The organism is Williamsia sp. CHRR-6, from assembly GCF_018474015.1.
Lineage (GTDB): Bacteria > Actinomycetota > Actinomycetes > Mycobacteriales > Mycobacteriaceae > Williamsia_A.
Genome location: NZ_JAHCSG010000001.1, coordinates 1135765 through 1160429, shown reverse-complemented (window position 1 = coordinate 1160429; position 24665 = coordinate 1135765). Strand labels below are relative to the sequence as shown.

27 protein-coding genes are annotated in these 24665 nt (G+C 68.3%); 21 read left to right on the top strand and 6 right to left on the bottom strand.

Going from position 1 to position 24665, the window contains the following annotated elements; translation table 11 throughout:
- Positions 1–10 precede the first annotated feature (10 nt).
- Both KIK15_RS05180 and KIK15_RS05175 read left to right on the top strand, forming a co-directional pair.
- Complete coding sequence (locus KIK15_RS05180; protein WP_374222818.1) at positions 11–1270, top strand: aminotransferase class V-fold PLP-dependent enzyme; 1260 nt, start codon at positions 11–13, stop codon at positions 1268–1270.
- Positions 1255–1749, top strand: coding sequence for a hypothetical protein (locus KIK15_RS05175; RefSeq protein WP_214243016.1), 495 nt, complete (start codon positions 1255–1257; stop codon positions 1747–1749). Before KIK15_RS05180 ends, KIK15_RS05175 begins: the two co-directional genes overlap by 16 nt.
- 170 nt (positions 1750–1919) lie before the next feature.
- On the opposite strand, the gene alc is transcribed toward KIK15_RS05175, so the two are convergent.
- A complete protein-coding gene (gene alc, locus KIK15_RS05170) occupies positions 1920–2948 on the bottom strand; it encodes an allantoicase (protein ID WP_214243015.1) in 1029 nt (342 codons plus the stop codon).
- A 113-nt stretch (positions 2949–3061) separates the two neighbouring features.
- On the opposite strand from alc, the gene KIK15_RS05165 reads away from it, so the two are divergent.
- Positions 3062–3640: a MarR family winged helix-turn-helix transcriptional regulator gene (locus KIK15_RS05165; protein WP_214243014.1), complete on the top strand. Its 579-nt coding sequence runs from the start codon at positions 3062–3064 to the stop codon at positions 3638–3640.
- Positions 3637–5445, top strand: a complete 1809-nt coding sequence (locus KIK15_RS05160; RefSeq protein ID WP_307851738.1) for an MDR family MFS transporter — start codon at positions 3637–3639, stop codon at positions 5443–5445. The genes KIK15_RS05165 and KIK15_RS05160 overlap by 4 nt, the downstream gene beginning before the upstream one ends.
- A 41-nt stretch (positions 5446–5486) precedes the next feature.
- Here the strand turns inward: KIK15_RS05160 and KIK15_RS05155 are convergent, their stop codons facing one another.
- Both KIK15_RS05155 and KIK15_RS05150 read right to left on the bottom strand, forming a co-directional pair.
- Entirely contained in the window at positions 5487–5966 is a 480-nt protein-coding gene (locus tag KIK15_RS05155) for an amidohydrolase (protein WP_214243013.1), read from the bottom strand.
- 26 nt (positions 5967–5992) lie between these two features.
- A complete protein-coding gene (locus KIK15_RS05150) occupies positions 5993–6481 on the bottom strand; it encodes an inorganic diphosphatase (RefSeq protein ID WP_214243012.1) in 489 nt (162 codons plus the stop codon).
- A 320-nt stretch (positions 6482–6801) separates the two neighbouring features.
- On the opposite strand from KIK15_RS05150, the gene dacB reads away from it, so the two are divergent.
- Genes dacB through tilS form a run of 3 tightly spaced genes read left to right on the top strand, consistent with a single transcriptional unit; the run spans position 6802 to position 10159 of the window.
- Entirely contained in the window at positions 6802–8127 is a 1326-nt protein-coding gene (dacB, locus tag KIK15_RS05145) for a D-alanyl-D-alanine carboxypeptidase/D-alanyl-D-alanine-endopeptidase (RefSeq protein WP_307851737.1), read from the top strand.
- Complete coding sequence (locus tag KIK15_RS05140; protein ID WP_214243010.1) at positions 8124–9185, top strand: zinc-dependent metalloprotease; 1062 nt, start codon at positions 8124–8126, stop codon at positions 9183–9185. The genes dacB and KIK15_RS05140 overlap by 4 nt, the downstream gene beginning before the upstream one ends.
- 20 nt (positions 9186–9205) lie before the next feature.
- The gene (gene tilS / locus KIK15_RS05135) at positions 9206–10159 is read left to right on the top strand and encodes a tRNA lysidine(34) synthetase TilS (RefSeq protein WP_214243269.1); all 954 of its coding nucleotides are present in this window, start codon (positions 9206–9208) and stop codon (positions 10157–10159) included.
- Positions 10160–10189: 30 nt separating this feature from the next.
- Here the strand turns inward: tilS and KIK15_RS05130 are convergent, their stop codons facing one another.
- Entirely contained in the window at positions 10190–10846 is a 657-nt protein-coding gene (locus KIK15_RS05130; RefSeq protein ID WP_214243009.1) for an ammonium transporter, read from the bottom strand.
- Positions 10847–11011: 165 nt separating this feature from the next.
- Positions 11012–11623, bottom strand: a complete 612-nt coding sequence (locus KIK15_RS05125; protein WP_214243008.1) for a hypothetical protein — start codon at positions 11621–11623, stop codon at positions 11012–11014.
- Positions 11624–11907: 284 nt separating this feature from the next.
- On the opposite strand from KIK15_RS05125, the gene hpt reads away from it, so the two are divergent.
- Complete coding sequence (gene hpt / locus KIK15_RS05120) at positions 11908–12504, top strand: hypoxanthine phosphoribosyltransferase (protein WP_214243007.1); 597 nt, start codon at positions 11908–11910, stop codon at positions 12502–12504.
- A 19-nt stretch (positions 12505–12523) separates the two neighbouring features.
- Positions 12524–13891, top strand: a complete 1368-nt coding sequence (locus KIK15_RS05115; RefSeq protein WP_307851736.1) for an amidase — start codon at positions 12524–12526, stop codon at positions 13889–13891.
- Positions 13892–14146: 255 nt separating this feature from the next.
- On the opposite strand, the gene KIK15_RS05110 is transcribed toward KIK15_RS05115, so the two are convergent.
- Positions 14147–14632, bottom strand: coding sequence for a PPOX class F420-dependent oxidoreductase (locus KIK15_RS05110; protein ID WP_214243006.1), 486 nt, complete (start codon positions 14630–14632; stop codon positions 14147–14149).
- Between the two features lie 112 nt (positions 14633–14744).
- Between KIK15_RS05110 and ftsH the strand changes: the two genes are divergently transcribed.
- From ftsH to KIK15_RS05050, 12 genes are all read left to right on the top strand, one after another.
- Positions 14745–17102: an ATP-dependent zinc metalloprotease FtsH gene (gene ftsH / locus KIK15_RS05105; protein WP_214243005.1), complete on the top strand. Its 2358-nt coding sequence runs from the start codon at positions 14745–14747 to the stop codon at positions 17100–17102.
- A 94-nt stretch (positions 17103–17196) separates the two neighbouring features.
- Positions 17197–17799 carry a GTP cyclohydrolase I FolE gene (gene folE / locus KIK15_RS05100; RefSeq protein ID WP_214243004.1) on the top strand — a complete coding sequence of 201 codons (603 nt, stop codon included), beginning with the start codon at positions 17197–17199 and terminating at the stop codon, positions 17797–17799.
- Between the two features lie 87 nt (positions 17800–17886).
- Positions 17887–18744 (top strand): dihydropteroate synthase, encoded by an 858-nt coding sequence (gene folP, locus KIK15_RS05095; RefSeq protein ID WP_214243267.1) that lies wholly within the window; start codon positions 17887–17889, stop codon positions 18742–18744.
- Positions 18737–19111 (top strand): dihydroneopterin aldolase, encoded by a 375-nt coding sequence (gene folB / locus KIK15_RS05090; protein ID WP_214243003.1) that lies wholly within the window; start codon positions 18737–18739, stop codon positions 19109–19111. The genes folP and folB overlap by 8 nt, the downstream gene beginning before the upstream one ends.
- Positions 19108–19674, top strand: coding sequence for a 2-amino-4-hydroxy-6-hydroxymethyldihydropteridine diphosphokinase (folK, locus tag KIK15_RS05085; protein ID WP_214243002.1), 567 nt, complete (start codon positions 19108–19110; stop codon positions 19672–19674). Before folB ends, folK begins: the two co-directional genes overlap by 4 nt.
- Positions 19671–20198 (top strand): DUF3180 domain-containing protein, encoded by a 528-nt coding sequence (locus tag KIK15_RS05080; RefSeq protein WP_214243001.1) that lies wholly within the window; start codon positions 19671–19673, stop codon positions 20196–20198. The genes folK and KIK15_RS05080 overlap by 4 nt, the downstream gene beginning before the upstream one ends.
- A gap of 88 nt (positions 20199–20286) precedes the next feature.
- Positions 20287–21249, top strand: coding sequence for a DUF6779 domain-containing protein (locus tag KIK15_RS05075; RefSeq protein WP_214243000.1), 963 nt, complete (start codon positions 20287–20289; stop codon positions 21247–21249).
- Positions 21250–21269: 20 nt separating this feature from the next.
- A complete protein-coding gene (locus KIK15_RS05070; protein ID WP_214242999.1) occupies positions 21270–21413 on the top strand; it encodes a hypothetical protein in 144 nt (47 codons plus the stop codon).
- 80 nt (positions 21414–21493) lie between these two features.
- Complete coding sequence (locus tag KIK15_RS05065; RefSeq protein WP_307851735.1) at positions 21494–22426, top strand: DUF2520 domain-containing protein; 933 nt, start codon at positions 21494–21496, stop codon at positions 22424–22426.
- Positions 22423–23325: a pantoate--beta-alanine ligase gene (panC, locus tag KIK15_RS05060; protein ID WP_214242998.1), complete on the top strand. Its 903-nt coding sequence runs from the start codon at positions 22423–22425 to the stop codon at positions 23323–23325. Before KIK15_RS05065 ends, panC begins: the two co-directional genes overlap by 4 nt.
- A 6-nt stretch (positions 23326–23331) precedes the next feature.
- Complete coding sequence (gene panD, locus KIK15_RS05055; RefSeq protein ID WP_214242997.1) at positions 23332–23769, top strand: aspartate 1-decarboxylase; 438 nt, start codon at positions 23332–23334, stop codon at positions 23767–23769.
- Positions 23770–23772: 3 nt separating this feature from the next.
- The gene (locus KIK15_RS05050; protein ID WP_214242996.1) at positions 23773–24582 is read left to right on the top strand and encodes a type III pantothenate kinase; all 810 of its coding nucleotides are present in this window, start codon (positions 23773–23775) and stop codon (positions 24580–24582) included.
- The last annotated feature ends 83 nt before the right edge of the window (positions 24583–24665 follow it).

Here is a 24665-nt window from a genome sequence, read left to right as displayed (position 1 = left end):
CACCCCCACCCTGCGCCGTCTGGCGTGCCCCACCACCGCTGTTGCGACTTCCGACCGTCGCCCGCTGGCCGAGGTCGTCGGCGCTGACACCGCCGTCGAATGCCGTGGCGCGACAGTGCGATTCGCCAACCTCGACTACGCCGCGAGCGCGCCGGCGCTGACCGCGGTGGCCGCCGAGATCGGCACGGCGCTCACCGAGTACGCCAGCGTGCATCGGGGCGCCGGATACCTCTCACAGCGCACCACCGCTCGCTACGAGGCGGCGCGAGAGACGGTGCGCGAGTTCATCGGGGCCCGCGCGGGTGATCATGTCGTGTTCACCCGCAACACCACCGACGCGATCAACCTGCTGGCTGGGGCCGTGCCGGGCTCGGTGGTGGTCCTCGACATCGAGCACCACGCAAACCTGTTGCCCTGGAAGCGATACGGTGCGCGGGTCGTTGCCTCCGGTGCCACCATCGACGAGACATGTGCGCGGCTGAGCGAGGCGTTGGCGGCCGCACCCACGTCGTTGCTGGCCGTCACCGGAGCATCCAACGTGACCGGCGAGGTGCTGCCGGTGCGACGTCTGGCCGCGCTCGCGCACGCGGCGGGCAGCCGCATCCTGATCGACGCCGCTCAGCTGGCGCCGCACCGGGCGGTGTCGTTGGTCGATGACGACATCGACTACCTGGTGTTCTCCGGACACAAGCTGTACGCGCCGTTCGGTGCGGGGGTGCTGGCCGGGCGGGGCGATTGGTTGGACGCGGCCCAGCCCTACCTCGCCGGCGGCGGGGCGACGGTGGACGTGGACGCCGAGGTGTCGGTGCGCTGGCACAACGGACCCGCGCGTCACGAGGCAGGAACTCCGAACGTGTTGGGCGCCATCGCCATCGCTGCGGCATGCCGGGCGATCGAGGTCATCGGCTTCGCGACGATCGAAGCCCAAGAACGAGATCTGCGCCGCCACCTCGAAGCCGGACTCGACAGCATCGCCGGCGTGGCGCGGTTGTCCCTCTGGTCGTCTGCGTGCGACGCAGATCGGGTGGGCATCGCAGCGTTCACCGTGGCCGGACACTCTCCGCGGGCCGTGGCCGAGTACCTCAACGACGTTCACGGGATCGGGGTGCGCGATGGACGTTTCTGCGCCCACCCGTTGTTGTCCAAGTTGGGTTGTCCCGACGGTGCGGTGCGGGTCAGCTTCGGACTGGGAACCGACCGCGCCGACCTCGACCGTCTGCTGGCGGCCCTGGTCGAACTCACCGACGAGACCGAATGGGAAGGCATCTGATGACCCGCACCCGACCCGAACTTACCGTCGCCATCGACGGCGAAGACCACCCCATCGCGTGGAGCGGGCCACGCCCGACGAGCGCCGGTCCGGCCCGGGTGGTGCGGATCAGGCGCGGGCGGTTGGCCGACGGCATCGCCGAACGAGCCCGGCTGCGTGCCGAATTCGACGGCGACCCAGCCGATCTGGTGGTGGCATTGGAGGTGGAGGCGGTGATCGCAGAGCGGGCCGCCGACGCCCGATCGGAATACGCTGCGGCCCGGTTGCGCGCCGGTGACCCACCCGCGACCACGCGACCGACCGTTCAATACGTGGGCACCCCGGCTGGACTGCTGAGCCTCATCGACGACCTGTACGTCGCCGAGGTGGCCGATGCTGTGATCATCACCCCGGTGAACGGGTTGGCCACCGCAGCGTTGGTGGCCGACCAGGTGCTGCCGCGACTGCGGGCCCGCCACAGCCGCACCCACGCTGCCTGACGTCGAGTGGGCGGAAAACCCGATCGAGTGGGCGGAAAACCCGATCGAGTGGGCGGCAACCGCCGGTCGCGCCCAACCGAACGCAGTTTCCGCCCAGCCGACGTGGTTTTCCGCCCAACCGAACGCAGTTTCCGCCCACTCGACGAGGTTTTCCGCCCAACCGACGCCGGTCAGGCTTCGCCGGATTCCCAGCGGTGGGTGAGATCGGTTCGACCGGCGTCGGTCAGGGCACCGAACATCCGCAGTCGCGCCATCCCACCGTCGGGGTAGATGTCCAGACGTGCCTCGCTGATCGCGGGTGCGTCATCGTCGACCACCAGTCGATGCCGCGTGTCGGGCTGCAGTGCAGTGCGCGCGATCAGGTCGATCCATTCGCCGTCGGTCCCGTTGCGGCCTTGTAGTCGCGCTGCGCCCGGTGCGTTGCCGATGAAATAGGTGGTGTCGAGTTCGACCAGTCGCACCACGCCCTCGGCGGCCAGTCGCACCTGGACCCAGTCGTTGCCGGCATCGCGGCGTCGGGAGGTCTCCCATCCTTCGCCCATGGTGCGCGGCGGACCGGGCATCAACAGATTGTTGGGTGAGCTGTAGAACATGTTGGAGCAGGCGGTGATCATGCCGCCGTTCTCCAGGGCGGCCAGGTCGACCGGGCCGTGGCCGAGCAACTCCGGGTCGGGCACACCGCGCCCGTGCACCCGCAACCGCGCCACACCGCCGTCGGGGTACATGGTCAGTCTTACGTGGGTGAACCGTTCGGTTGTGTTGACCGGGAACGGGTTTCGCGTGTCACCGTTGACCGGGCTGCGTTCGACGATGGTCTGCCAGTCGGCTGAAGTCGCCACTTCGTCGGCGTGCGGATACCCCGGCACCGCCGCGGCTTCGACCGAGATCATCGGCGGGTAGTTGCCCTTGAACCAGGCGGTGTCGACCACCACGCCGTAAACGACGCCGGGGACACCGAGCCGGATGACGGCCTGGTCGACGCCATCCTCACGTCGGCGGCGTGTCTCCCAGCCGTCGTAGATCTGGCCTTTGTGTCCGAACGTGGCGGGACGGTACTCGGCGGGTTCGGCGGTGATGAGGTTCTGGGCCTCGGCGAACAGGTCGTCGTTGCTCCAGATCACCGCCCCGCCGAGGGTGCGCAACGCGAGGTCGGGCATAGCGGTGAAATGTGGCCGGGGCGACGGTGCAGGAGAGGTCACCCACAGGAAGGTAGTCGACGCTGGTGGCGGGCGTGTTTGCGAAGCCACCGGCTCGGGTGCATACTTGCGCTGTCCAAGTACTTGCTAGTCAAAACTTGTTTGAGGTGTAAACAATGTCACGACGCGACCACGTCGATCAGCTGCTCGGCGTGATGGGGCGCTACGGCCGCATCAAGGAGCGGCTGGTCAACACCAAGCTCAAGACTGCCGACGGCGTGGTGGAGACCGCTGCGTTCCAGTGTCTGTTCGCCCTGGCCGCGCAGCCACTGCGGTCGGGTGAGCTGGCCGATGTGCTGTTCGCCGATCCATCCACCATCAGCAGGCACGTCGCCAGCCTGGTGAACCTTGGTTATGTGGAGCGACAGGCCGATCCACGCGACGGGCGCGCCACCATCCTGGTGCTCACCGCCGCCGGCCACGCACAGGTGCGATCGGTGCGTGAACACCGGGTCAGCACCCTCGACGACGCGCTCGGCGAGTTCACCGACGCCGACATCCAGACGCTGACGCACCTGATGTCGAAGTTCGTCGACTCCTGCGAGGTGCTGGCCAACCAGGTCGACGACCACCAGGTGATCGCCCCCGCGAACACCAGCTCGCATCTCGAGGCCGAGCCGTCCGCCCACGTCCCTGCGGGCCGTTCTCCCGCAGGTTCCACCCCGAAACGAGAAGAACAGGAGGCATCTCGGTGAGTCAGGATGCTGTTGCACAGGAGTCGACGTCGGACGGGGCCGGCGCATCCGGCCAGTTGAGCCATCGGGCGATCCTCACCATCATGACGGGTTTGCTGATGGGGATGTTCTTGGCCGCGCTGGACCAGACCATCGTGTCCACGGCCATCCGAACCATTGCCGATGATCTCAACGGCTATTCGTTGCAAGCGTGGGTCACCACCGCCTATCTGATCACCTCGACCATCGTCACCCCGCTGTACGGCAAGTTGTCGGACATGTACGGCCGCAAGCCGTTCTTCATGACCGCCATCACCCTGTTCATCATCGGGTCGCTGCTGTGCGCCACGGCCACGTCGATGTACGAGCTGGCCGTCTACCGCGCGGTCCAGGGTCTGGGTGCCGGCGGGCTGTTCTCGTTGGCGCTCACCATCATCGGGGACATCGTGCCGCCGCGGGAGCGCGCCAAGTACCAGGGTTACTTCCTGGCCGTATTCGGTACCTCCAGCGTGCTGGGGCCGGTGCTCGGTGGCTTGTTCGCCGGACAGTCGTCCATCCTGGCCATCACCGGGTGGCGCTGGGTGTTCCTGGTCAACGTCCCACTGGGTTTCATCGCCTTGGTCATCGTCTACCGCGTGCTCAACTACGACCAGATCCGCGGCGAGAAGCGTCCGCTGGACTGGTGGGGAGCCACGGCTCTCGTGGTGGGTCTGGTGCCCTTGCTGATCGCCGCTGAGCAAGGTCGCGAGTGGGGCTGGGGCGATCCGAAGACGGTGGCCTGCTTCATCATCGGCGCGATCGGCGTGGTGGCCTTCGTGGCGGTGGAGAAGGCCATGGGCGAGGCGGCCATCATCCCGTTGCGAGTGTTCAAGAACCGGGTGTTCGCACAGGGCATCGTGATCTCGGTGATCATCGGTGCGGTCATGTTCGGTGCCATTTCCATTCTCCCGCAGTACTTCCAGGTGCTGCGCGGGTCCAGCCCGACGGTGGCCGGCCTGCAGCTGCTGCCGATGGTGCTGGGTCTGATGAGCGCATCGATCGTGTCGGGACAGGCGATCTCGCGGACCGGCCGCTACAAGATCTTCCCGATCATCGGGGTCATCTTGATCACCGTCACGACCTACCTGATGCACTGGATCAGCATCGACACCCCGCTGTGGTTGGTGATGGTGATGGCGTTCTTCCTCGGCTTCGGTTTGGGCAACCTGATGCAGCCGTTGACGCTGGCCCTGCAGAACGTGTTGCCGCCCAAGGACATGGGCGTTTCCACCAGCTCGGCCACGTTCTTCCGCCAAATCGGTGGCACCTTGGGTGTCGCGGTGTTCTTCTCGATCCTGTTCTCGCGGTTGGGCCCCAACATCAGGGACGAGATCGAGCAGGCCGCGACCACCCCGGACTTCCGCAAGGGTGTCGCCGAAGCCGTGGCCAGCAGTGATCCGTCGGTGGCCGCTCTGGGTAAGGCGTTGAGAAGCGGTGCAGGCGGAGCGGGGTCGGTGCTCAACGACACCTCGGTGATCCCCAAGCTGCCCAGCGCCGTTGCCGAACCGATCAAGGTGGGTTTCGCCCATTCGATGGACACCGTGTTCCTCAGCGTGTCGATCATGTCGGTGGTCGCGATGATCGTGGTGTTCCTGTGGAAAGAGGTCCCGCTACGCGGTGCCTCCGGTGCTCAGGCTGCGGCCGAGGAGCAGGCCGCCGAACTCGCAGTGGCAACCGATGTGGTCACCGGGTCGACCGAACCGGCCGACGACAAAGTCGGTAAGCATGAGGCCGACCGGCCCTATGCGCGCCACCTCGCCGAGGATTCAGGTGACAGCCGAACCTGATCACGGCATCGGCGCTGTTCGGTGGCTTTGGCAAACCATCGTTACCGCGCCGAGGGGGCCGCAGCGCAATGCCGGTCGAGTCGCCGCTTGCTGGTTGCGGAGTGGGCCCACATCTCGTGCATCCGGCGGCGAGTCGGACGCGCAACGAGGGTGTGAGGCGACCACGTCGTCGCCTCGGTACACACCGGCCAGTCCGAGCCGAACATCGAGCGATCGGCACCGAAGGCGTCCAGTGCGTGAGCCAGGCGGACACCGACCCGCTCCGGGTGTCTGGAGGTCTCCGTGGCCAGCCCGGAGTGCTTGCAGTAGACGGTTGGACGCCGGGCCAGCTCGCCGAGATCGGTTGCCCACCTGTTGAACTCGTCGACGTCGTCGATCGCCGGTTTGCCGCAGTGGTCGAGGACGAAGGTCACCTCGGGCACCTGGGTCTTAGGTGCGGCCACCTCGTTCTGCGGTGTGGATGCACCGATGAACCATTCGGTCTCCGAACGCACTTCGGTGCACGCGCGGTCGGCCTGCACGGAGATCCTCGGCCGATCCGGCTGGGTCAGTGACCCTGTGCGGCAAGCCTTTCGATGGCTTCCTGGGCGACCTTCTCGGCGGCTTCGCGACCTACCCAACCGCCGGCGGTCACCTCTTTGCCGGGTTCGAGGTCCTTGTAGTGCTCGAAGAAGTGGGCAATGGGGCCCAGCTCGTACTCGGAGACGTCACCGATGTCGGTGATGTGATCCCAGCGCACGTCGCCGGCGGGTACGCACAGCAGCTTGTCGTCCCCGCCGGCCTCGTCGGTCATGGTGAACATGCCGACGATGCGTGCCTTGACGATCACGCCGGGGAACACCGACTCGGGCAGCAGCACCATCGCGTCCAGCGGGTCGCCGTCCTCGCCCAGGGTGCCGTCGATGTAGCCGTAGTCCGCGGGGTAGCCCATCGAGGTGTAGAGGTAGCGATCGAGGTAGACCTTCCCCGACTCGTGATCCACCTCGTACTTGTTGCGCTGGCCCTTGGGGATCTCGATCGTGACCTCGAACTCCACTGATAACACCCTTCTGCCGACACCGATCCATGACTGTCCGCCGATCACCATACTTGGAGATCAGCCACGCCCGGCGCGGGTGCTCAGATGGCGTTTCCCACTGTCACCACAGCAACCGCAGTGGCAAACGCGACCCAGGCAACCGTGTATCCCCGCCGGCGCTCGCGTGCGGCCCAACCGGCCAAGCCGACCCACCACCTTCGCGAAGGGCCGGCCGCACTGGTGGCGGATACTGTGGGAGATCGCCGATCGAGCAGAGGGGAGCACCGGTGAAGGTGGGGCCAGGGCGACGCGTCAGCGTCTGGTGGACCGTGCTTCCCGTGCTCGCACTGCTCGTGGTGGCGGGGGTGGTGTTGGCGGTGGCCATCTCGGTCGACTCCGACTCGTCGTCCACTCCGGCATCGACCGCGCCGCCGCGCCCGCAACCGGTGGTGTTCTCCCCCGAGGTGGCTCCGGTGGGCGCCGCCGCCCCCCAACCGACCGCGGCCGGGGTCACCGCCGCGATCACCCCGGCGGTGCGCGCTCCGGCGCTGGGCACGGTGACCGGTCAGGTGGCCGATGCCATCACCGGTGAGGTGCTGTGGTCGCAAGACCCCGCCCGCCCGGTGACACCGGCGTCGACCACCAAGATCCTCACCGCCGCCGCAGCCCTGCTGACGCTGCCCGCCGATCAACGCCTCACCACCACCGTCGTGGTCGACGCCGCCGGACGCGCGGTCCTAGTCGGTGGCGGCGACCCGACCATCTCCACCCGCCCGATCGGTGCCGACACCCTGTTCACCGACGCTGCACGCATCGCCGATCTGGCTGCCCAGATCAAGAAGTCCGGCGTGCGGGTCACGTCGCTGGCCGTGGACACCAGCCGATTCACCGGACCCGACTTCGCGCCCAGCTGGGAGCGCGCCGACATCGCCGGCGGCTCCATCGCGCCCGTGCAGGCCGTGATGACCGACTCCGGGCGCATCCAGCCCACCGACATCTCCCCACGGACCCCCGCCCCGGCGCTGGCCGCCGGTCGGGCACTGGCCGATGCGCTGGGTCTGCCCGATGCGACGGTGAGTACCGCCCTCGCCCCAGCCGCCGCGCGCCAGATCGCCTCGGTGCGCTCGGCGCCGCTGATGACGCGGCTGCGCGACATGATGGTGCAAAGCGACGACGTGCTGGCCGAGACCATCGCGATCGAGGTGGCCCAGGCCACCGGCGGGCAACCCAGCCTCGAGGGCGCGGCGACGGCGGTGCCGTCGGTGTTGCGGGGCGCGGGGATCGACCTCACCGGGGTGAGCTTGGCCGACACCAACGGGCTCTCGACCGACAACCGCATCCCCGCCGTCATCCTCGACAAGCTGCTGCTGGCTGCGGCGGGGTCGGGCAACGCGAAGCTACGTCCGCTGCTGGATCTACTGCCCATCTCCGGGGCCACCGGGACCCTGTCGGAACGTTTCGCCGGCTCCGCCACCTCCGCGGCCGGCTGGGTGCGGGCCAAGACCGGCACCCTCACCGGGGTCAACACCCTCGCGGGGATCGTGCAGACCAAGGACAACCGGGTACTGACCTTCACCCTGATGTCGACCGGGACCTCCCCGGACCAGGCGCGCCCCGCACTCGACACCGTGGTCTCTCGCCTACGCGCCTGTGGCTGCCGATGACCGACATGGGTGATCGGGATCGAAACCTGTTGCCGGGCAACCGGATCGACTGGTCATTGGCGGCTGCGGTCGGCCGTCGGGTGGCCCGGGCGGGCCCATCGACCACCGCGTACACCCTCGATGCCGCTCGGGCTGAACTGAGTGCGTCCGCGGTGCGCGCCGAGGCCCCGGTGCGGGAGGTGACCGGACTGGGCGACGGCCTGCCCGTGCCCGCTGCGTCGGTCCTCGACCGGGGCGAGTGGATCACTGCTGCGGCCCGGTCGATGTCGGCAATGCTCGGCGGCTCCGACCACCCCCCGCCCGGTCTGAACATCGCCGGTCGCATCGCCGGAGCCCAGGCCGGTGGATTGCTCGGATTCCTCTCGGGAGCCATTCTGGGCCAATACGATCCGTTCTCGCCCGACCCGCACAGCGGCACCGACGGGGTACTGATGTTGGTCACCCCCAACATCATCGCGGTGGAACGTTCGCTGCGGGTGGTGCCCTCGGACTTCCGGCTGTGGGTGTGCCTGCACGAGGTGACTCACCGCGTGCAGTTCTCGGCCAACCCGTGGTTGCGTGACTACATGTCGGACAACATCGCCGTGGTCAGCACCGACAACACCGAGACCGGGGCCGAACTGGTGGCTCGGCTCACCGCGTCTCTGCGCTCAGGAGTCAAGCGCGAGAAGGGGATTCTCGGCGCGATGCAGGTGCTGCAGACGCCCGAACAGTACGAGGCGTTCACGCGGTTGATGATGCTGGGCACCCTGCTCGAAGGCCACGCCGACCACGTGATGGACGCCGTCGGACCCGCCCACGTGCCCACCGTCGCCACCATCCGCGAAGCCTTCGATCGCCGCCGCACCCGCTCGCAGAGCCCGCTGCAGCGCCTTGTGCGGGCGTTGATCGGGATGGATGCCAAACTGGCGCAATACATTCGCGGGAAGGCCTTCGTCGACGAGGTGGTGAGTACGGTCGGGATGAACCGGTTCAACGCCATCTGGACCGGTCCGGAGACCATGCCGCGGCCCGACGAGATCGACGAACCGCGCCGGTGGGTGGACCGGGTCCTGTGACGGGACCGGCGCTCGGTGAGTTGATCACCGCCGTGCGCGGTTTCGCGGCCGCTCACCTCGACGGGGCCCGGTCGGTGTGTGTGGCCCTGTCCGGTGGTGCCGACTCGTTGGCCCTGACCGCCGCCGCCGTGGGCGCGCGCCTCGACGTCCATGCCGTGGTCATCGACCATGGGCTACAGGACAATTCGGCGACGGTGGCCGACACCGCGGCCGATCACGCCCGCGAACTGGGCGCCACCGCCAGGGTGGTGTCGGTGCAGGTGGGCACCGACGGGGGGCCCGAGGCGGCCGCACGCACGGCCCGCTACGCCGCGCTGGAGGCCGCGCGTGACGGTCGGCCGGTGCTGGTGGCCCACACCCTCGACGATCAAGCCGAGACGGTGTTGTTGGGTTTGTCGCGCGGATCGGGGCCGCGGTCCCTGGCGGGCATGGTGGCGTGGAACGAGCCGTGGGGGCGTCCACTCTTGGGGGTGCGACGAACGGTCACCCACCGCGCCTGCGCGGAGCTGCGTCTGCGCGCCCACCTCGATGCCCACAACACCGACCCGCGATTCATGCGGTCGCGGTTGCGCAGCGAGGTGCTGCCGCTGCTGGAGGACGTGCTGCAGGGCGGTGTGGCCCCGGCGTTGGCGCGCACCGCCGAACAGCTCCGATCCGACTCCGACGCCCTGGATCAGTGGGCGCAGGCGGTGTGGCCGCAGTGCACCCGGGCGGGAACGCACGAGCTGGTGTGTGCCCCGCTCATCGGGGTTCCCCACGCCATCCGGATGCGGGTGCTGCGGCGGTGGTTGGGGGACAACGGGGCCACCGAGATCACCGAGCGACTGCTTCGAGCTGTGGACACGCTGGTGCGTCGTCCGCTGGGGGATGTGCCGAGACGGGATGCGACGGTGGCGATCGGGGGTGGCGCGAGTCATCGACGCGTGGTGCGCAACGCAGAAGGGCTGCTCAGTGTGGCTCTCGAACCACGCTGAGCAGCCGCTTCACGTGCGGTGCAACCCTTGTCAGCGCGTGGGGCGCGGTGCGGGCTTGCGGGCAGCAGGAGCGCCCGGTGCCTTGAACGGAGCGCGCGTGGTGTTGAGGTACTCGACACCGGCGACGGCGAGGGTGATCCCACCGCCGATGATGGTGCCGGCCACGCCGCCGATACCGGCCCCGGTGACCGCACCGGACAGGCAGGGGATGGGGATTCCGGGGATGAAGATGCATCCGATGGCCGCACCCACGATGGTCCCGATCAGCGAACCGATGGTGATCGAGGTGGTCAGGTAGGTGTTGAACTTCTGGTAAGCCTGCAGGTCGCGCTCGGCGCGGGTGGTGGGCGCGGCCACCGTGCGACGCAGGGTCGCCGCATCAGGCAGCGTCGGCGTCAGCCGGGCCGAACGCCCGGCGACGGTGGCCTTGATCGGGAATGCCGTCTTGTTGAAGCGGTAGGTCAGGGGGTAGGAGATCGCCACCTTCCCGCGGGTGTCGAGCACCTGGAAGGTGTTGCCCACCACTCGAAGTGAGCCGAGATCGGTGCTGAACACGATGCTCTGGCCGACCACCTTGGCGGTGTAGCGGATGGGGGCGGGAGCGGCGTTGGCCGGGGCCACGGTCACCAGGCCCAGGGCGGTGGCCACGATGGCCAGGAACGAGATCGCAGCGGTGCGCATCTTCATCACAGGGGTTGTCCTCCGGTCGACGGTTCGTTGAGGATGGTATCGGTCACCACACAGGTGTGCAGGCCCGTGGCAGTCTCGCCCGAGTCTCACAGTGTGGATGGCCGGTGACGACACGGCGCCCACCGGTGACGGTGGGCGCCGCGTCGAACGAACAGGGGCCGATCACCGACCGGCTGCGACCTTCGGCGGGGCCTTGAACGGTGCGCGGATGGTGTTGAAGTACTGCACGGCCGCCGCGATCAGCGTGGGCCCACCGGCGATGATGGTGCCGGCCACGGCGCCGATGCCGGCTCCGGGCACACAACCCACCACCGCACCGAGCAGACCGACCACACACCCGAGGATGGTGCCCACCAGCGATCCGATGGTCACCGACGTCGAGACGTTGCTGCCCAGGACGGCCAGCGCCTGCTGATCACGCTCGGCCCGGGTGGTCGGCGCCGCCGCGTTGCGCCGCAAGTCCGGTAGCTGCGGGGTGAGGGTCGCGCTGCGGCCCTTGGCCGAGACCTTGATGGGCAGGGCGACATTGTTGAACGAGTAGGTCAACGGGTAGGCGACGACCACGCGTCCGACCGAGTCGACCACCTGGAACTGGCCGTTGGCGGTGCGCAGGCTGCCCGCGGTGGTGGTGAACAGGATGGACTGCCCCTGAACCTTGGCCGTGTAGTTGATCTTCTCGGGCGCGGGGGCGGCCGATGCGGGTGCGGCGGTGACCAGTCCGGCAACGGTTGCCAGCGAAACCCCAGCCGCAGCTAGCGCGATACGCATTCTCATGTGTGATGTTTTCCGTCCGTGTGGAAGTGGGCCCGAGAGAAGCGTGCCCCCCCGGGGAAAACGAATGGTCAAGACCGTTCCTGGCCCGTCGACACGTGGTGGCCCCGTCATCACGTGCCTTCGCTTCCCCAGCTTCCGCCGGACTATGGCACCGCACACATTAACGGTTGCCAGACCGACACAGCCAGCCGGGTGGTCCAGATTCGTGCGTTCGTACTTGTGGAGTTCTCCCATCGGGTGGACCGATGGGTGTGGTGTAGCGCAGACGTGACAAGCTGATCACCGTGAGCGACAACCGTGACGAACGCGGCCTCGACAACCCTTCGGATACCGCCTACCCAGGCGACATCGAGGCCGTTCTCATCACCGAGGAACAGATCAAGAACCGCATCGGCGAACTCGCCACCGCGATCGCCGCGCGCTATGCCGACGCCACCGACGACCTGGTGTTGATCGGTGTCCTCAAGGGTGCGGTGATGTTCATGAGCGACTTCGCTCGGGCGCTACCCATCCCGTGTCAGATGGAGTTCATGGCCGTCAGTTCCTACGGCAGCTCCACCTCGTCCTCCGGCGTGGTCCGCATCCTCAAAGATCTCGACCGCGACATCGCCGGCCGCGACGTGTTGATCGTCGAGGACATCATCGACTCCGGTCTCACGTTGTCGTGGTTGATGCGCAACCTCAACTCGCGCCAGCCCAAGTCGATCGCGGTGTGCACCCTACTGCGTAAACCCGACGCGGTGCGCACCACCGTCGAGGTGACCGAGGTCGGCTTCGACATCCCCAACGAATTCGTTGTCGGCTACGGCCTCGACTACGCCGAGCGGTATCGGGACCTGCCGTTCATCGGCCGATTGAAACCCCAGGTCTACCAGTCGTGACCGCAACGGTCGGCCTACCGTGAGCACCACCGCGGTCACCATCGCCGGCGAGGTGGCGCGCGGGCGCACGACCGCGCGCGCAGTCACGCAGGACGCGTTGGATCGCATCGAACGCAGCCGCGAACTCGGCGCGTTCGTGCGGGTGCGCGCCGCGGCCGCGTTGGGCGAGGCCGACGTGGTGGATCGGCGAGCCGATCGCGCCACGCTGCCGCTGGCCGGGGTGCCGGTCGCCATCAAAGACTGTGTGCCGGTGGCCGGTGAACCGATGCGGATCGGGACGTCCGCCACTCCCGACACCCCGCAGCCCGCCGACCATCCGGTGGTCGCCCGCCTGCGCGCGGCCGGGGCGGTGGTCGTGGGCATCACCGCTGTGCCCGAGATGTGTGTGTTCGGCGCCACCGACACCACCGAGGTCATCACACGCAACCCATGGAATCGGGCTCGCACGCCGGGAGGGTCCTCGGGTGGGTCGGCGGCCGCGGTCGCCGCGGGTGTGGTGCCCATCGCACACGGCAGTGACGGCATGGGTTCGATACGTATCCCGGCCGCCTGCACCGGCCTGGTCGGGCTGAAACCGGGGCCAGGACTGATCCCGGGCGGTGGCGGCTGGCACGGGATGATCGAGAACGGTCCGCTGGCCACCACCGTCGCCGACGCCGGGCTGATGTTCGGGGTCATGGCCGGGGACATGTCGTTCGCCGTGGCCGCAGCGCGTACCGATCTGGCCGCCACGTCGGTCGCGGTGGCGGCCAACCACTCGCTGACCGTCGGTGTGGTCGATCCGCACTGGGCGTCGACGCTGCGAGCGGCCGCGACACTCGTCGCCTCGCTGGGGCATCGGATCCACGACACCCGCCTGCCCTATCCGAAGAACATCCTGCCAATGCTGTCGCGGTGGTTCGGCGGGGTGTCGGCCGATCTCGACGACATCGGGCTGCACACCGCCGCGCAGCGTCGGGGAGCGGGGCTGGCGTGGCGCACCCGCGTGCACGGTGCCATCGGTCGACAGGTGAACCAGCGTGGCTGGATCGATCCAGGCCACGCGCGCGTGGCCGCTGAGGGCTATGCGCGTCACCTCGACGAGCTGGGGTGTGAGCTGATCATGACCCCGGCCCTGGCGTGCTCGCCGCTGCGGGCTCGTCGCTGGGTGCGAGCGCCATGGTCGGCGAACATGCTGGCCAACAGCACCTACGCACCGTTCGCGGCGCCGTTCAACGTGGTGGGTTGGCCGGGGATCGCCATCCCGTTCGGCATGCATCCGCGATCGCGTACGCCGATGTCGGTGCAGGTGGTGGGGCGCCCCGGGAGCGAGGCCACTCTGCTGGGGTTGGCCGCGCAGATCGAGGCGGCCCAGCCGTGGCCGCGCGTGGCACCCACCTACGCCTGACCCATCACCCGTCGAGTGGGCGGTAACTCCCGTCGAGTGGGCGGTAACTCCCGTCGAGTGGGCGGTAACTCCCGTCGAGTGGGCGGTAGATGACCATCGAGCGTGTCGTGGTCACTCCGGGGTCGCCGCTCGCGCACGGTTCTCGTGCCCGTCGCAGGCGAGGCGTCGAGTTTCGGCACGGTCGACGCGCTACTTCGGCACGGTCGACGCGCTATTTCGGCACGGTCGACGGGCTATTTGGGCACGGTCGACGGGTCAACCTTCGTGGTTGTCGAGCTTGGCGGCCACATCGGCGGGGAATCCGCCGGTGGCGATGGGACCCCACCGCACCGGCGTGATCCGGATGAGCGACTTGTTCTGCGTCGTCATGGCGGCGCGGTACTCGTCCCAGTCGGGGTGTTCGCCTGCGATGCAGCGAAAGTAGTCGACCAGCCCGTCGAGTGCCTCGGGCAGGTGCAGCACCTCTGCGGTGCCGTCGACCTGCACCCAAGGATCGTTGAACTCCGGCGACAGCGCCAGCACCGACACCTGCGGGCGCGCCTGGGCGTTGCGGGTCTTCGCCCGGCTGGGGTACGTCGAGATGACGATGCGACCTTCACTGTCGACACCGCCGGTGACCGGGGACATCTGTGGCGATCCGTCGCTGCGGGTGGTCAACAGGATGAGGTCGTGGCGGGTGCGCAGGAACTCCAGAAGGGTGTCGCGGTCGACCTGAGTCGTCGTCGCAATCGTGCGTGGCATGAGTTCAAGGTTACCGATCGGGAACGCAGAGGTGTCCTGAGGCGTTGACAGGTAGCCTGGGCATTCTCAGGGAACTTCTGCGAAGGGACGCGCCGGCGCCGGCTGGGACGTGATGAATCGAAAGACTGTCTTCCGCAATCTGGCCATCGTGGCCGTCGTCGTGCTCGCGATCTGGGGCTTCACGGTGCTCCGTGATGGCAACCGCGAGTACAAGAGCGTCGACACCTCGGTGGCGCTCACCCAGCTCAACATCAAGAACGCGTCGTCGGTGCAGATCGACGACCGCGAGCAGCAGCTGCGCATCACGCTGAAAAACGAGGTGCAGGGCAGCAAGAAGATCTCGGCGAAGTACCCCTCCGACGCCACCAACTTCGTGTTCACCTCGGTGACCAAGTCGGGTGCCAAGTATCAGACCAACGTCACCCAAGAGTCGGTGCTGTGGCAGATCCTCATCTTCATCCTGCCGATGATCCTGCTGTTCGGGCTGTTCTTCTTCGTGATGAGCCGTATGCAGGGCGGCCGGGGCGGGGTGATGGGCTTCGGCAAGTCGAAGGCCAAGCAGCTGTCCAAGGACATGCCGACCACCACCTTCGCCGATGTGGCCGGTGCTGACGAGGCCGTCGAAGAGCTCTACGAGATCAAGGACTTCCTGCAGAACCCGACGCGCTATCAGGCCTTGGGGGCCAAGATCCCGCGCGGGGTACTGCTCTACGGACCGCCCGGAACCGGCAAGACGTTGCTGGCCCGCGCGGTGGCCGGTGAGGCCGGGGTGCCGTTCTTCACCATCTCGGGCTCCGATTTCGTCGAGATGTTCGTCGGTGTGGGTGCCAGCCGTGTGCGTGATCTGTTCGAGCAGGCCAAACAGAACAGTCCCTGCATCATCTTCGTCGACGAGATCGACGCCGTCGGGCGTCAGCGCGGGGCCGGCCTCGGCGGTGGCCACGACGAGCGTGAGCAGACCCTCAACCAGCTGCTGGTGGAGATGGACGGGTTCGGCGATCGCCAGGGCGTGATCCTCATCGCAGCCACCAACCGCCCCGACATCCTCGACCCCGCCCTGCTGCGACCGGGTCGTTTCGACCGCCAGATCCCGGTGACCAACCCCGACATGGCGGGTCGCCGCGCCATCTTGAAGGTGCACGCCGCGGGCAAGCCCATCGACGCCGACGCCGACCTCGACGGTCTGGCCAAGCGCACCCCGGGAATGTCGGGTGCCGACCTGGCCAACGTCATCAACGAGGCCGCGCTGTTGGCCGCGCGTGAACACAAGACCACCATCACCGCCGAACTGCTGGAGGAGTCGGTGGACCGGGTGGTAGGCGGACCGCGTCGCAAGAGTCGCATCATCAGCGAGCACGAACGCAAGATCGTGGCTTACCACGAGGGTGGACACACGCTCGCTGCGTGGGCGATGCCCGATCTCGACCCCATCTACAAGGTCACCATCCTGGCCCGCGGCCGCACCGGCGGCCATGCGCTGGCCGTGCCCGAGCAGGACAAGGACCTGATGACCCGCTCGGAGATGATCGCGCGGCTGGTGATGGCGATGGGTGGACGTGCCGCCGAGGAGTTGGTGTTCCACGAGCCGACCACCGGCGCGTCGTCGGACATCGATCAGGCCACCAAGATCGCCCGAGCCATGGTCACCGAGTACGGCATGAGCGCCAAGCTGGGTGCGGTGCGCTACGGCCAGGAGCAGGGGGACCCGTTCCTGGGTCGCGGCATGGGCGCCCAGACCGACTACTCCACCGAGGTGGCCGCCGAGATCGATGCCGAGGTGCGGCGCCTGATCGAGGCCGCCCACACCGAGGCGTGGGCCATCCTCAACGAGTACCGCGACACGCTCGACGACCTGGCCACTCAGCTGTTGGAACGGGAGACGTTGACGCGCAAGGACCTCGAGGAGATTTTCGCCGACGTGGTCAAGCGGCCGCGGATCACCGATTTCGACGAGTTCGGCGAGCGCACCCCGAGCGACAAGCCGCCGGTCAAGACGCCACGCGAACTCGCCACCGAGCGTGGCGAGCCGTGGCCCCCCGAGCCCGCCCCGGATCTGACCAAGCAGCCGGTCGGTGTGGGGTCGTCGGGCGCACCGGCGCCCGAGCACGGCTACACCGGTTACGGTCAGCCGCCTGCACAGCAGCCCGGACCGAATGGACACGGATACCCACAGCAGTACAACGGGTATCCCCAGAACGGTCACCCCCACAACGGGTATCCCCAGAACGGGTATCCCCCGAACGGGTATCCGGGGTATCCCCAGGGCTATCCGCCTGCGGGAGGCCACGCTCCGCCAGCGAACCCAGGCGGTGGCACCGCATATCCGGGTCCCACCCGGCCCGGCGCCCCGCGCCCGGACGGTCGCGCCGGAACCCGACCGGACTACGGCGCCCCGGAGGGGTGGTCGGCGCCGGGCTGGCCGGGTGAACCGCGCAACGGCCAGGACGGCTCGTCTCACCCCGACCGTTGATCGACTGGCGAGGGATCCCGAGACACGGGGTCCCTCGCTTCCGGGCCGAACCGCGACGGATCGGTCTTGCCTCACGAGAAGAGCGAGAAAGCTGATGACCCGATCCGAAAACCGTTCTGCCATCGCACCTTTCGACGCCGCGCGCGCCGAAGCGGCGGTTCGCGAACTACTGATCGCCGTTGGCGAGGACCCCGACCGCGACGGTCTCAAAGAGACCCCCGGGCGGGTGGCGCGGGCATACGCCGAGATGTTCGGCGGCCTGCACTGCAACCCCGATGACGTGTTGGCCACCACCTTCGACGTGGGCCACGACGAGTTGGTGCTGGTGCGTGACATCCCGATGTACTCCACCTGCGAACATCACCTGGTGTCATTCCACGGGGTGGCCCATGTCGGGTACATCCCCGGCGCCACCGGCCAGGTGACCGGTCTGTCCAAGCTGGCCCGCGTGGTCGACCTCTACGCCAAGCGTCCGCAGGTGCAGGAGCGGCTGACCACCCAGATCGCCGACGCCCTGGTGCGTCGCCTCGACCCGCGCGGCGTGATCGTCGTGGTGGAGGCCGAGCACCTGTGCATGGCGATGCGCGGCATCCGCAAGCCAGGCGCCAAGACCACCACCTCTGCGGTGCGTGGACTGTTCAAGACCAGTGCGGTCAGTCGCGGCGAGGCCCTGGACCTGATCGCCCGGAGCTCGTAGGTCACCTCCCGGTGAGTCGGATCGCTTGTGAACTCCCCACCCACCCCACCGCTCGGCGGTGACCTGACCCGCCCGGGGCCGACCCGCATCGTCGGGGTCCTCAACGTCACCGACGACTCGTTCTCCGACGGCGGTCGCTACCTCGACACCGACGTCGCCATCGCCCATGGGCGGGCGTTGGTGGACGCCGGGGCCCACCTGGTCGACGTGGGCGGCGAGTCGACGCGACCCGGGGCCACCCGGGTCGATGTCGAGACCGAACGCGCTCGGGTGGTCCCGGTGATCGCGGCGTTGTCGCAGGCGGGCATCGCGGTGTCGGTGGACACGATGCGCGCCTCGGTGGCGGCGGCGGCGGTGGCGGCCGGGGCCGTGGTGGTCAACGACGTCTCCGGCGGTCGCGCCGACCCGGACATGGCGCGGGTGGTGGCCGACGCCGGGGTTCCCTGGATCCTGATGCACTGGCGGCCCCACCGCGTCGGAGATGCCCAGCCTGATGACGACGCGAAGTTCGCCCACCGCGTCGACGATGTGGGCGGCTACCGTGACGTGGTGGCCGAGGTGAGCGGGGAGCTGCTGGCCCAGGTCGATGCCGCGGTGGCTGCCGGGGTGGATGCCACCGCCCTGATCCTGGACCCTGGACTGGGTTTCGCCAAGGCCGCCGAACACAATTGGGCGTTGCTCAACGCTTTGCCCACGCTGGTGGGTCTGGGATTCCCGGTACTGGTGGGGGCCTCGCGTAAGCGGTTCCTCGGCTCGTTGCTGGGCACCCCGCGCAACCCGCGTCCCCCCGACGGCCGCGAGGTGGCCACTGCGGCGATCAGCGCGTTGGCCGCGGTCAACGGGGCGTGGGGTGTACGGGTACATGATGTGGTCTCGAGTCGTGACGCGATCGCTGTCGCGACGGCCTGGACCGACGGAGGACGACGAGGACTGGTGGATGGCTGATCGAATTGAGTTGCGCGGCTTGGCTGTACGTGGCAACCACGGGGTGTTCGACCATGAGCGGCGCGACGGTCAGGAGTTCATCGTCGACATCACGCTGTGGGTGGACTTGCGTCCCGCGGCAGCGTCGGACGACCTCGCCGACACCGTCGACTACGGCGGTCTGGCCCAACGCGCACACGACATCATCGCCGGGCAACCCCGCGATCTGATCGAGACGGTCAGCGCCGAGATCGCCGAGGACATCATGCGCGACGAGCGGGTGGCGGCGTGTGAAGTGGTGCTGCACAAGCCATCTGCGCCCATCCCGCTGACCTTCGCCGATGTGGCGGTGGTGGCGCGACGGTCCCGTAAGGCGATGTCGGCGTGAGTCGCGCAGTGTTGTCGATCGGGTCGAACATGGGTGACCGAACCGAGCTGCTGGCGTCGGTGCGTGCCCGGTTGGCGCCGAATGTGGTTGCTGCCTCTGCGATCTTCTCCACCCCTCCGTGGGGCCCGGTGTCGCAGGAAGACTTTCACAATGCGGTGTTGATCGTCGACGACGATGCCGTCACCCCGATGGACTGGTTGCAGCTGGGCTTCGAGCTCGAACGCGCCGCGCAACGCACCCGTGCAGTGCGGTGGGGGCCGCGCACGCTGGATGTGGACGTGATCAGCGCGCAGATCGACGGGGTGGCGGTGCGAAGCGACGACGAGACGTTGACGCTGCCGCATCCGCGTGCGCACCTTCGGGCATTCGTGTTGGTTCCCTGGCTCGATGCCGATCCGGCCGCGCGGCTGTGGACGGCGCGGGGCGAGCGGTCGGTGTCAGAGCTGATCGACCTACTCGATCCTGGGGAGGTGGCGGCCGTGACACCGTTGTCGACACCCGGGTGGGATCCGGTCACCCTGCCTGCGGCCCGGTCGAGTCAGCGGCGCGAGGATCTCGGGTGAGCCCTCACCCCGATGCCCCTCGTCCTCGACCCGGCGACGGACCCGAACCCGAGCCGACCCTCACCCCCACGCGGGTGCGTGACCTGGTGGGCATCGCCGCGGTGGTCGCGCTGATCACCTGGCTGTTGGTGCGGGTCAACTACGGCAGCCTGCCTCCGCTGCCGTTGTTGGCCGGGGTGGTGCTCTACGTGCTGGCGGTGGTGGAGTTGGTCATAGCGTTCATCGTGCGTGCGCGTATCTCCGAGTCGCAGGTGGGCGCGGCCCGCGGGCAACTGCACCCACTCACCGCGGCGCGGGTGGTGGCCCTGGCCAAGTCGTCGGCATTGTTGTCTGCCTTGGCTGTGGGGGTGTGGACGGGGCTGCTGATCTATCTGCTGTCGCTGCGCGACTCCTCAGCCGCCGCGCACGACCGCCCGGCGGCGATCATCGGGCTGATCGGGGCCATCGCGTTGGGTGCGGCGGCGTTGTGGCTGGAGTACACCTGCCGCACTCCCGACGATCCGACCGACGAAGCGGCAGCCTGAACTGTCGATCCGACAAAGTGCATCATTTGTGTGACTCTCCGAGGTCGGGTCGCGTGTCGGAGTCCGGTTCGCGGGTAAGTTGACCCCCATGACGTCCTCGTCGGCACGCACCGCAGACTCGCGTCGGGTCCGACGCGGTCCGGCTCAGTGGCTGCTCGGTCTGCTGCTGTTGTTGTCGATCGGTGCCAGCGTCGCGCTGGTCATCAGCGGTACCCGCAACATCGCGGCCAGCATCGCGGTCATCGCGGCGTTGTGGGCGGCGGTGATCGGCGCGATCCTGGTGACCAAGTTCCGGCGCGCCGCCGACTCGGCCGAGGCCAAGGCGCGTGATCTGCGGCTGGTGTACGAGTTGCAGCTCGAACGTGAGATCACCGCGCGCCGCCAGTACGAGCTGGGCGTGGAGGCCCAGATCCGTCGCGAGGTGCGTTCGGAGACAAACGAAGAGCTGCGCGAGCTCAAAAACCAGGTGGAGGCGCTGCGGGCCAGCCTGCAGAACCTGATGGGCGATCTGCCCGAGCAGCGGACCGCGTTGGAAAACGAGCGGCTCCGCCAGATCGCGCGTGGTTTCGCCGCCGACGGCGCGGCTGCCGAACGTGACTTCGCGAGCACCGAACCTGACACCGGGTCCACGCCGGTTCCCATCGCCGAGCCGCATCAGATGACCGAGGTGATCCCAGTGGTCACCGACGAGGCGCCGCCGGTGGTGCCTGCCACCGCGCAGTTCACCGACGACGCGCCCACCGACTCGTGGGAGCCCATCAGTCGAGAGCAAGCGGCAGCCGCAGCGCCACCTGCTCCGGCCCGCGCGCCCGAGCCCGTCGCCGCCGAGCCGATCATCGACGTGGTCGAAGAGCCGCTACCCACTCAAGAGCCGCCGTACACCGGTGGTCGCCACGGACGCGGTGGCGCGGTCAACGGCCAGCCGCCCGCTCCTGAACCCGAGCCCGTCGACCCCGGAGCGCACGTCGCGGGACGGTCGGTCGCCGATCTGATCCAACAGTTCGGCAGCACCGGCGGCCGTGGCGGTGGACGCCGTCGTCGCGACGCCTGACGCTCGGTGTTGTCGACGGGGTGGAGCTGACCACACCCGACAACCTCGCCGGCCGGCGTGTCCTGGGCAAGTGCGGGTTCATCCGCATGGGTATCGTCACCAGCCAGGACGAGGGTGAGTTCATCTGGTGCTCGAAGGTGACACCGCTCACAGCGGCTGGGTGAGGGTCGCGAACAGCGCTTAGGCTGGTTTCACGTCCGGTACCCGCGACATCGGGACTGGAACGACCTTTCGGAGGACAACGGTGACCTCACCGGCTTTTGCGCCTGCGCGCCTGAGCGTCGGCATCATCTCGGCCGGACGTGTCGGCACCGCTTTGGGGGCCGCTCTGGAAGCCGCCGACCACGTCGTCGGCTCGGTCGTAGCCCGTTCGCAGGCCTCTCGAGCTCGCGCCGCCCGTCGCCTCCCCGAATCGCAGCTCCTCGACGCCCGCACCGTCGCCGCCCGTTCGGAACTGCTGCTCATCAGCGTCCCCGACGATCAACTCGTCGCGGTGATCGCCGACCTCGCCGCCAGTGGCGCGGTGCGGCCGGGCACCATCGTCGCCCACACTGCAGGCGCCCACGGCATCACCGTCCTCGCCCCGCTCACCGACCTCGGTGTCATCCCACTGGCGCTGCACCCGGCCATGACGTTCGTCGACACCGACGACGATGTACTGCGGTTGCGTTCAGCATGTTTCGGGGTGACTGCCGCCGACGAGGTGGGCTACGCCATCGGGTCGTCGCTGGTGATCGAGATGGGTGGCGAGCCGGTGCGGGTACGCGAAGAAGCCCGCACGCTTTATCACGCGGCGTTGGCGCACGGGGCCAACCATCTCGTCACCCTCATCTGCGATTCGGTGGCCGCGCTGCGAATCGCTCTGGTGGGTCAGGAGATTCCCGACGAGGCGCGCTACAGCGCGGCGCCCAGCGACCACCTCGCCGACGGTCTGGCGCAGCGACTGCTGGCGCCACTGGTCACCGCCGCCTTGCGCAACGCTCTGGAGTTGGGTCCGCGTGCGCTCACCGGCCCGGTGGCTCGTGGCGACGCAGCGGCTGTCGCGCGCCATCTGCAGGCGTTGCTCGACGCCGATCCGCCTCTGGCGCAGAACTATCAGGCCATGTCGCTGCGCGCGGCCTCCTACACCGACGCCCCGGCCGACCTCATCGACGTCTTGAAAGGCGACCTGTCGTGAACCCACGTCCTTACGTGCCCGGATCGTTGACGGTCCACCGCGACCCGGCGGAACTCAACCGGGTTTCCAGGGCGTTGCGCGCCACCGGAAAGCGGGTGGTGCTGGTGCCGACCATGGGCGCCTTGCATGCCGGCCACGCCGAGCTGGTGCGTGCGGCCAAAGCCCAGGGCCCCGCGGTGGTCATCGTGTCGATCTTCGTCAACCCCCTGCAGTTCGGGGCCGGTGAGGATCTCGACGCTTACCCGCGCACCTTCGACGCCGACGTCGCGCTGCTGGAGACTCTGGGGGTGGAGTTGGTGTTCGCGCCCACCGCCACCGCGATGTACCCCAATGGCCCGCGCACCACCGTGCACCCCGGACCGGTCGGGGACATCCTCGAAGGAGCTTCGCGCCCAGGGCATTTCGCGGGGATGCTGACGGTGGTGGCCAAACTGCTGACCATCGCCGCTCCGCACGCGGCCTACTTCGGGGAGAAGGACTACCAGCAGTTGGTGTTGGTGCGGCAGATGGCCACTGACCTCAACCTCGACGTACAGATCGTCGGCGTGCCCACGGTCCGCGAAGCCGACGGGCTGGCATTGTCGAGCCGCAACGCCTACCTCGACGCCCAGCAACGCCACATCGCCACCACCCTGTCGGCCGCCCTCATCGCGGGCGCCCACGCCGCTGCCGGTGGCGTGCAGGCGATAGTCGCTGCGGCACAGTCGGTTCTGGCCACCCAACCCGAGCTGGACGTCGACTACCTGCAGGTGCGCGGCACCGATCTGGGTGAACCACCCAAGCAGGGTGACGGCCGCCTGCTGGTGGCCGCCCGGTTGGGCCGCACCCGGCTCATCGACAACGTAGGTGTCGCGGTGGGCACCGGGTTCCTCGCCAAGACCGCCTCAGAAGGGAAGTAGCCGACCATGTTCCGAACCATGATGACCGCGAAGATCCATCGGGCCACGGTCACCCAGGCCGACCTGCACTATGTGGGCTCGGTGACCATCGACTCCGATCTGCTGGCCGCCGCCGACATCCTTGAGGGCGAACAGGTCACCATCGTCGACATCGACAACGGTGCGCGGTTGGAGACCTACGCCATCGCCGGTGCGCCCGGCAGCGGGGTGATCGGGATCAACGGTGCCGCAGCGCATCTGGTACATCCAGGTGATCTGGTGATCATCATCGCCTACGGCATCCTCAGCCCCGAGGAGGTGGCCGACTACCGTCCCAACGTGGTGTTCGTCGACGCGCACAACGCGATCACCGAGCTCGGGGTCGATCCGGCGCACGCCCCGGCGGGCTCGGGGCTGTCGGACCCGCGTGACCTCGTCAGCACCGCCGGCGCGCGCCGAGGCTGATCGATGCTGCTGGCGCTCGACATCGGCAACACCAACATCCACATCGGGGTGTTCGCCGGCCGCGGAGATCACGCGAAGCTGGTGCAGGACTGGCGTATTCACACCCAACCCCGGACCACCGCCGACGAGTTGGCGCTGACGCTGCGTGGACTGCTCGGTGACGATGTGCAGCGCGTGGTGTCGGTGGTGGGTCTGTCCACGGTGCCCGCGCTGCTGCGCGAGCTGCGGGTGATGGTGCCGCGCTATTTCGGGTCGGGACCACACGTGTTGCTTGAACCGGGCCTGCGTACCGGGGTGGCCCTGCTGGTGGACAACCCCAAGGAGGTGGGTACCGATCGGGTGGCCAACGCGTTGGGCGCCTTCGGGACATACGAAACCGCTTGCATCATCGTCGATTTCGGAACCACCACGCTGGTGGACGTCGTCTCGGCGAAAGGGGAGTTCCTCGGTGGGGCCATCGCGCCGGGTATCGATCTGGCGGTGGACGCGCTGGCCGCTCGCGCGGTGGCGTTGCGCACCGTCGAGCTGTTGCCACCGCGCAGCGTGGTCGGCAAGAACACCGTGGAGGCCGTGCAGTCGGGGGTGCTGTACGGGTTCGCAGGGCAGGTCGATGGGCTGGTGGGTCGGGTGCGGCGCGAGGTCCCCGGATTCGGACCCGACGACGAGGTGACCGTGGTGGCCACCGGATACCTGGCGCCGCTGGTGTTCGACGAGTGCCGCACGCTCGATGTCCACCACACCTATCTCACCCTCGACGGTCTGCGACGGGTGTTCGAACGCCAAGACGAGGGTCCCCGCGCCAAGAAGCGGTGAGTGGGTCGCCTTAAACCCGGCGCAATCGAAACCCGGCCGGGGTCGTGACGGCGACCAGGGTGGCGTGTCACCATGAACGGCGT

What these genes read in the sequence shown, in the direction of transcription:
- KIK15_RS05175 (WP_214243016.1), top strand. Translation starts at nt 1,255, where the DNA reads ATGGGAAGGCATCTGATGACCCGCACCCGACCCGAACTTACCGTCGCC.
- KIK15_RS05165 (WP_214243014.1), top strand. Translation starts at nt 3,062, where the DNA reads ATGTCACGACGCGACCACGTCGATCAGCTGCTCGGCGTGATGGGGCGC.
- KIK15_RS05140 (WP_214243010.1), top strand. Translation starts at nt 8,124, where the DNA reads ATGACCGACATGGGTGATCGGGATCGAAACCTGTTGCCGGGCAACCGG.
- KIK15_RS05130 (WP_214243009.1), bottom strand. Translation starts at nt 10,846, where the DNA reads ATGAAGATGCGCACCGCTGCGATCTCGTTCCTGGCCATCGTGGCCACC.
- KIK15_RS05125 (WP_214243008.1), bottom strand. Translation starts at nt 11,623, where the DNA reads ATGAGAATGCGTATCGCGCTAGCTGCGGCTGGGGTTTCGCTGGCAACC.
- KIK15_RS05110 (WP_214243006.1), bottom strand. Translation starts at nt 14,632, where the DNA reads ATGCCACGCACGATTGCGACGACGACTCAGGTCGACCGCGACACCCTT.
- ftsH (WP_214243005.1), top strand. Translation starts at nt 14,745, where the DNA reads ATGAATCGAAAGACTGTCTTCCGCAATCTGGCCATCGTGGCCGTCGTC.
- folE (WP_214243004.1), top strand. Translation starts at nt 17,197, where the DNA reads ATGACCCGATCCGAAAACCGTTCTGCCATCGCACCTTTCGACGCCGCG.
- folB (WP_214243003.1), top strand. Translation starts at nt 18,737, where the DNA reads ATGGCTGATCGAATTGAGTTGCGCGGCTTGGCTGTACGTGGCAACCAC.
- KIK15_RS05075 (WP_214243000.1), top strand. Translation starts at nt 20,287, where the DNA reads ATGACGTCCTCGTCGGCACGCACCGCAGACTCGCGTCGGGTCCGACGC.
- panD (WP_214242997.1), top strand. Translation starts at nt 23,332, where the DNA reads ATGTTCCGAACCATGATGACCGCGAAGATCCATCGGGCCACGGTCACC.
- KIK15_RS05050 (WP_214242996.1), top strand. Translation starts at nt 23,773, where the DNA reads ATGCTGCTGGCGCTCGACATCGGCAACACCAACATCCACATCGGGGTG.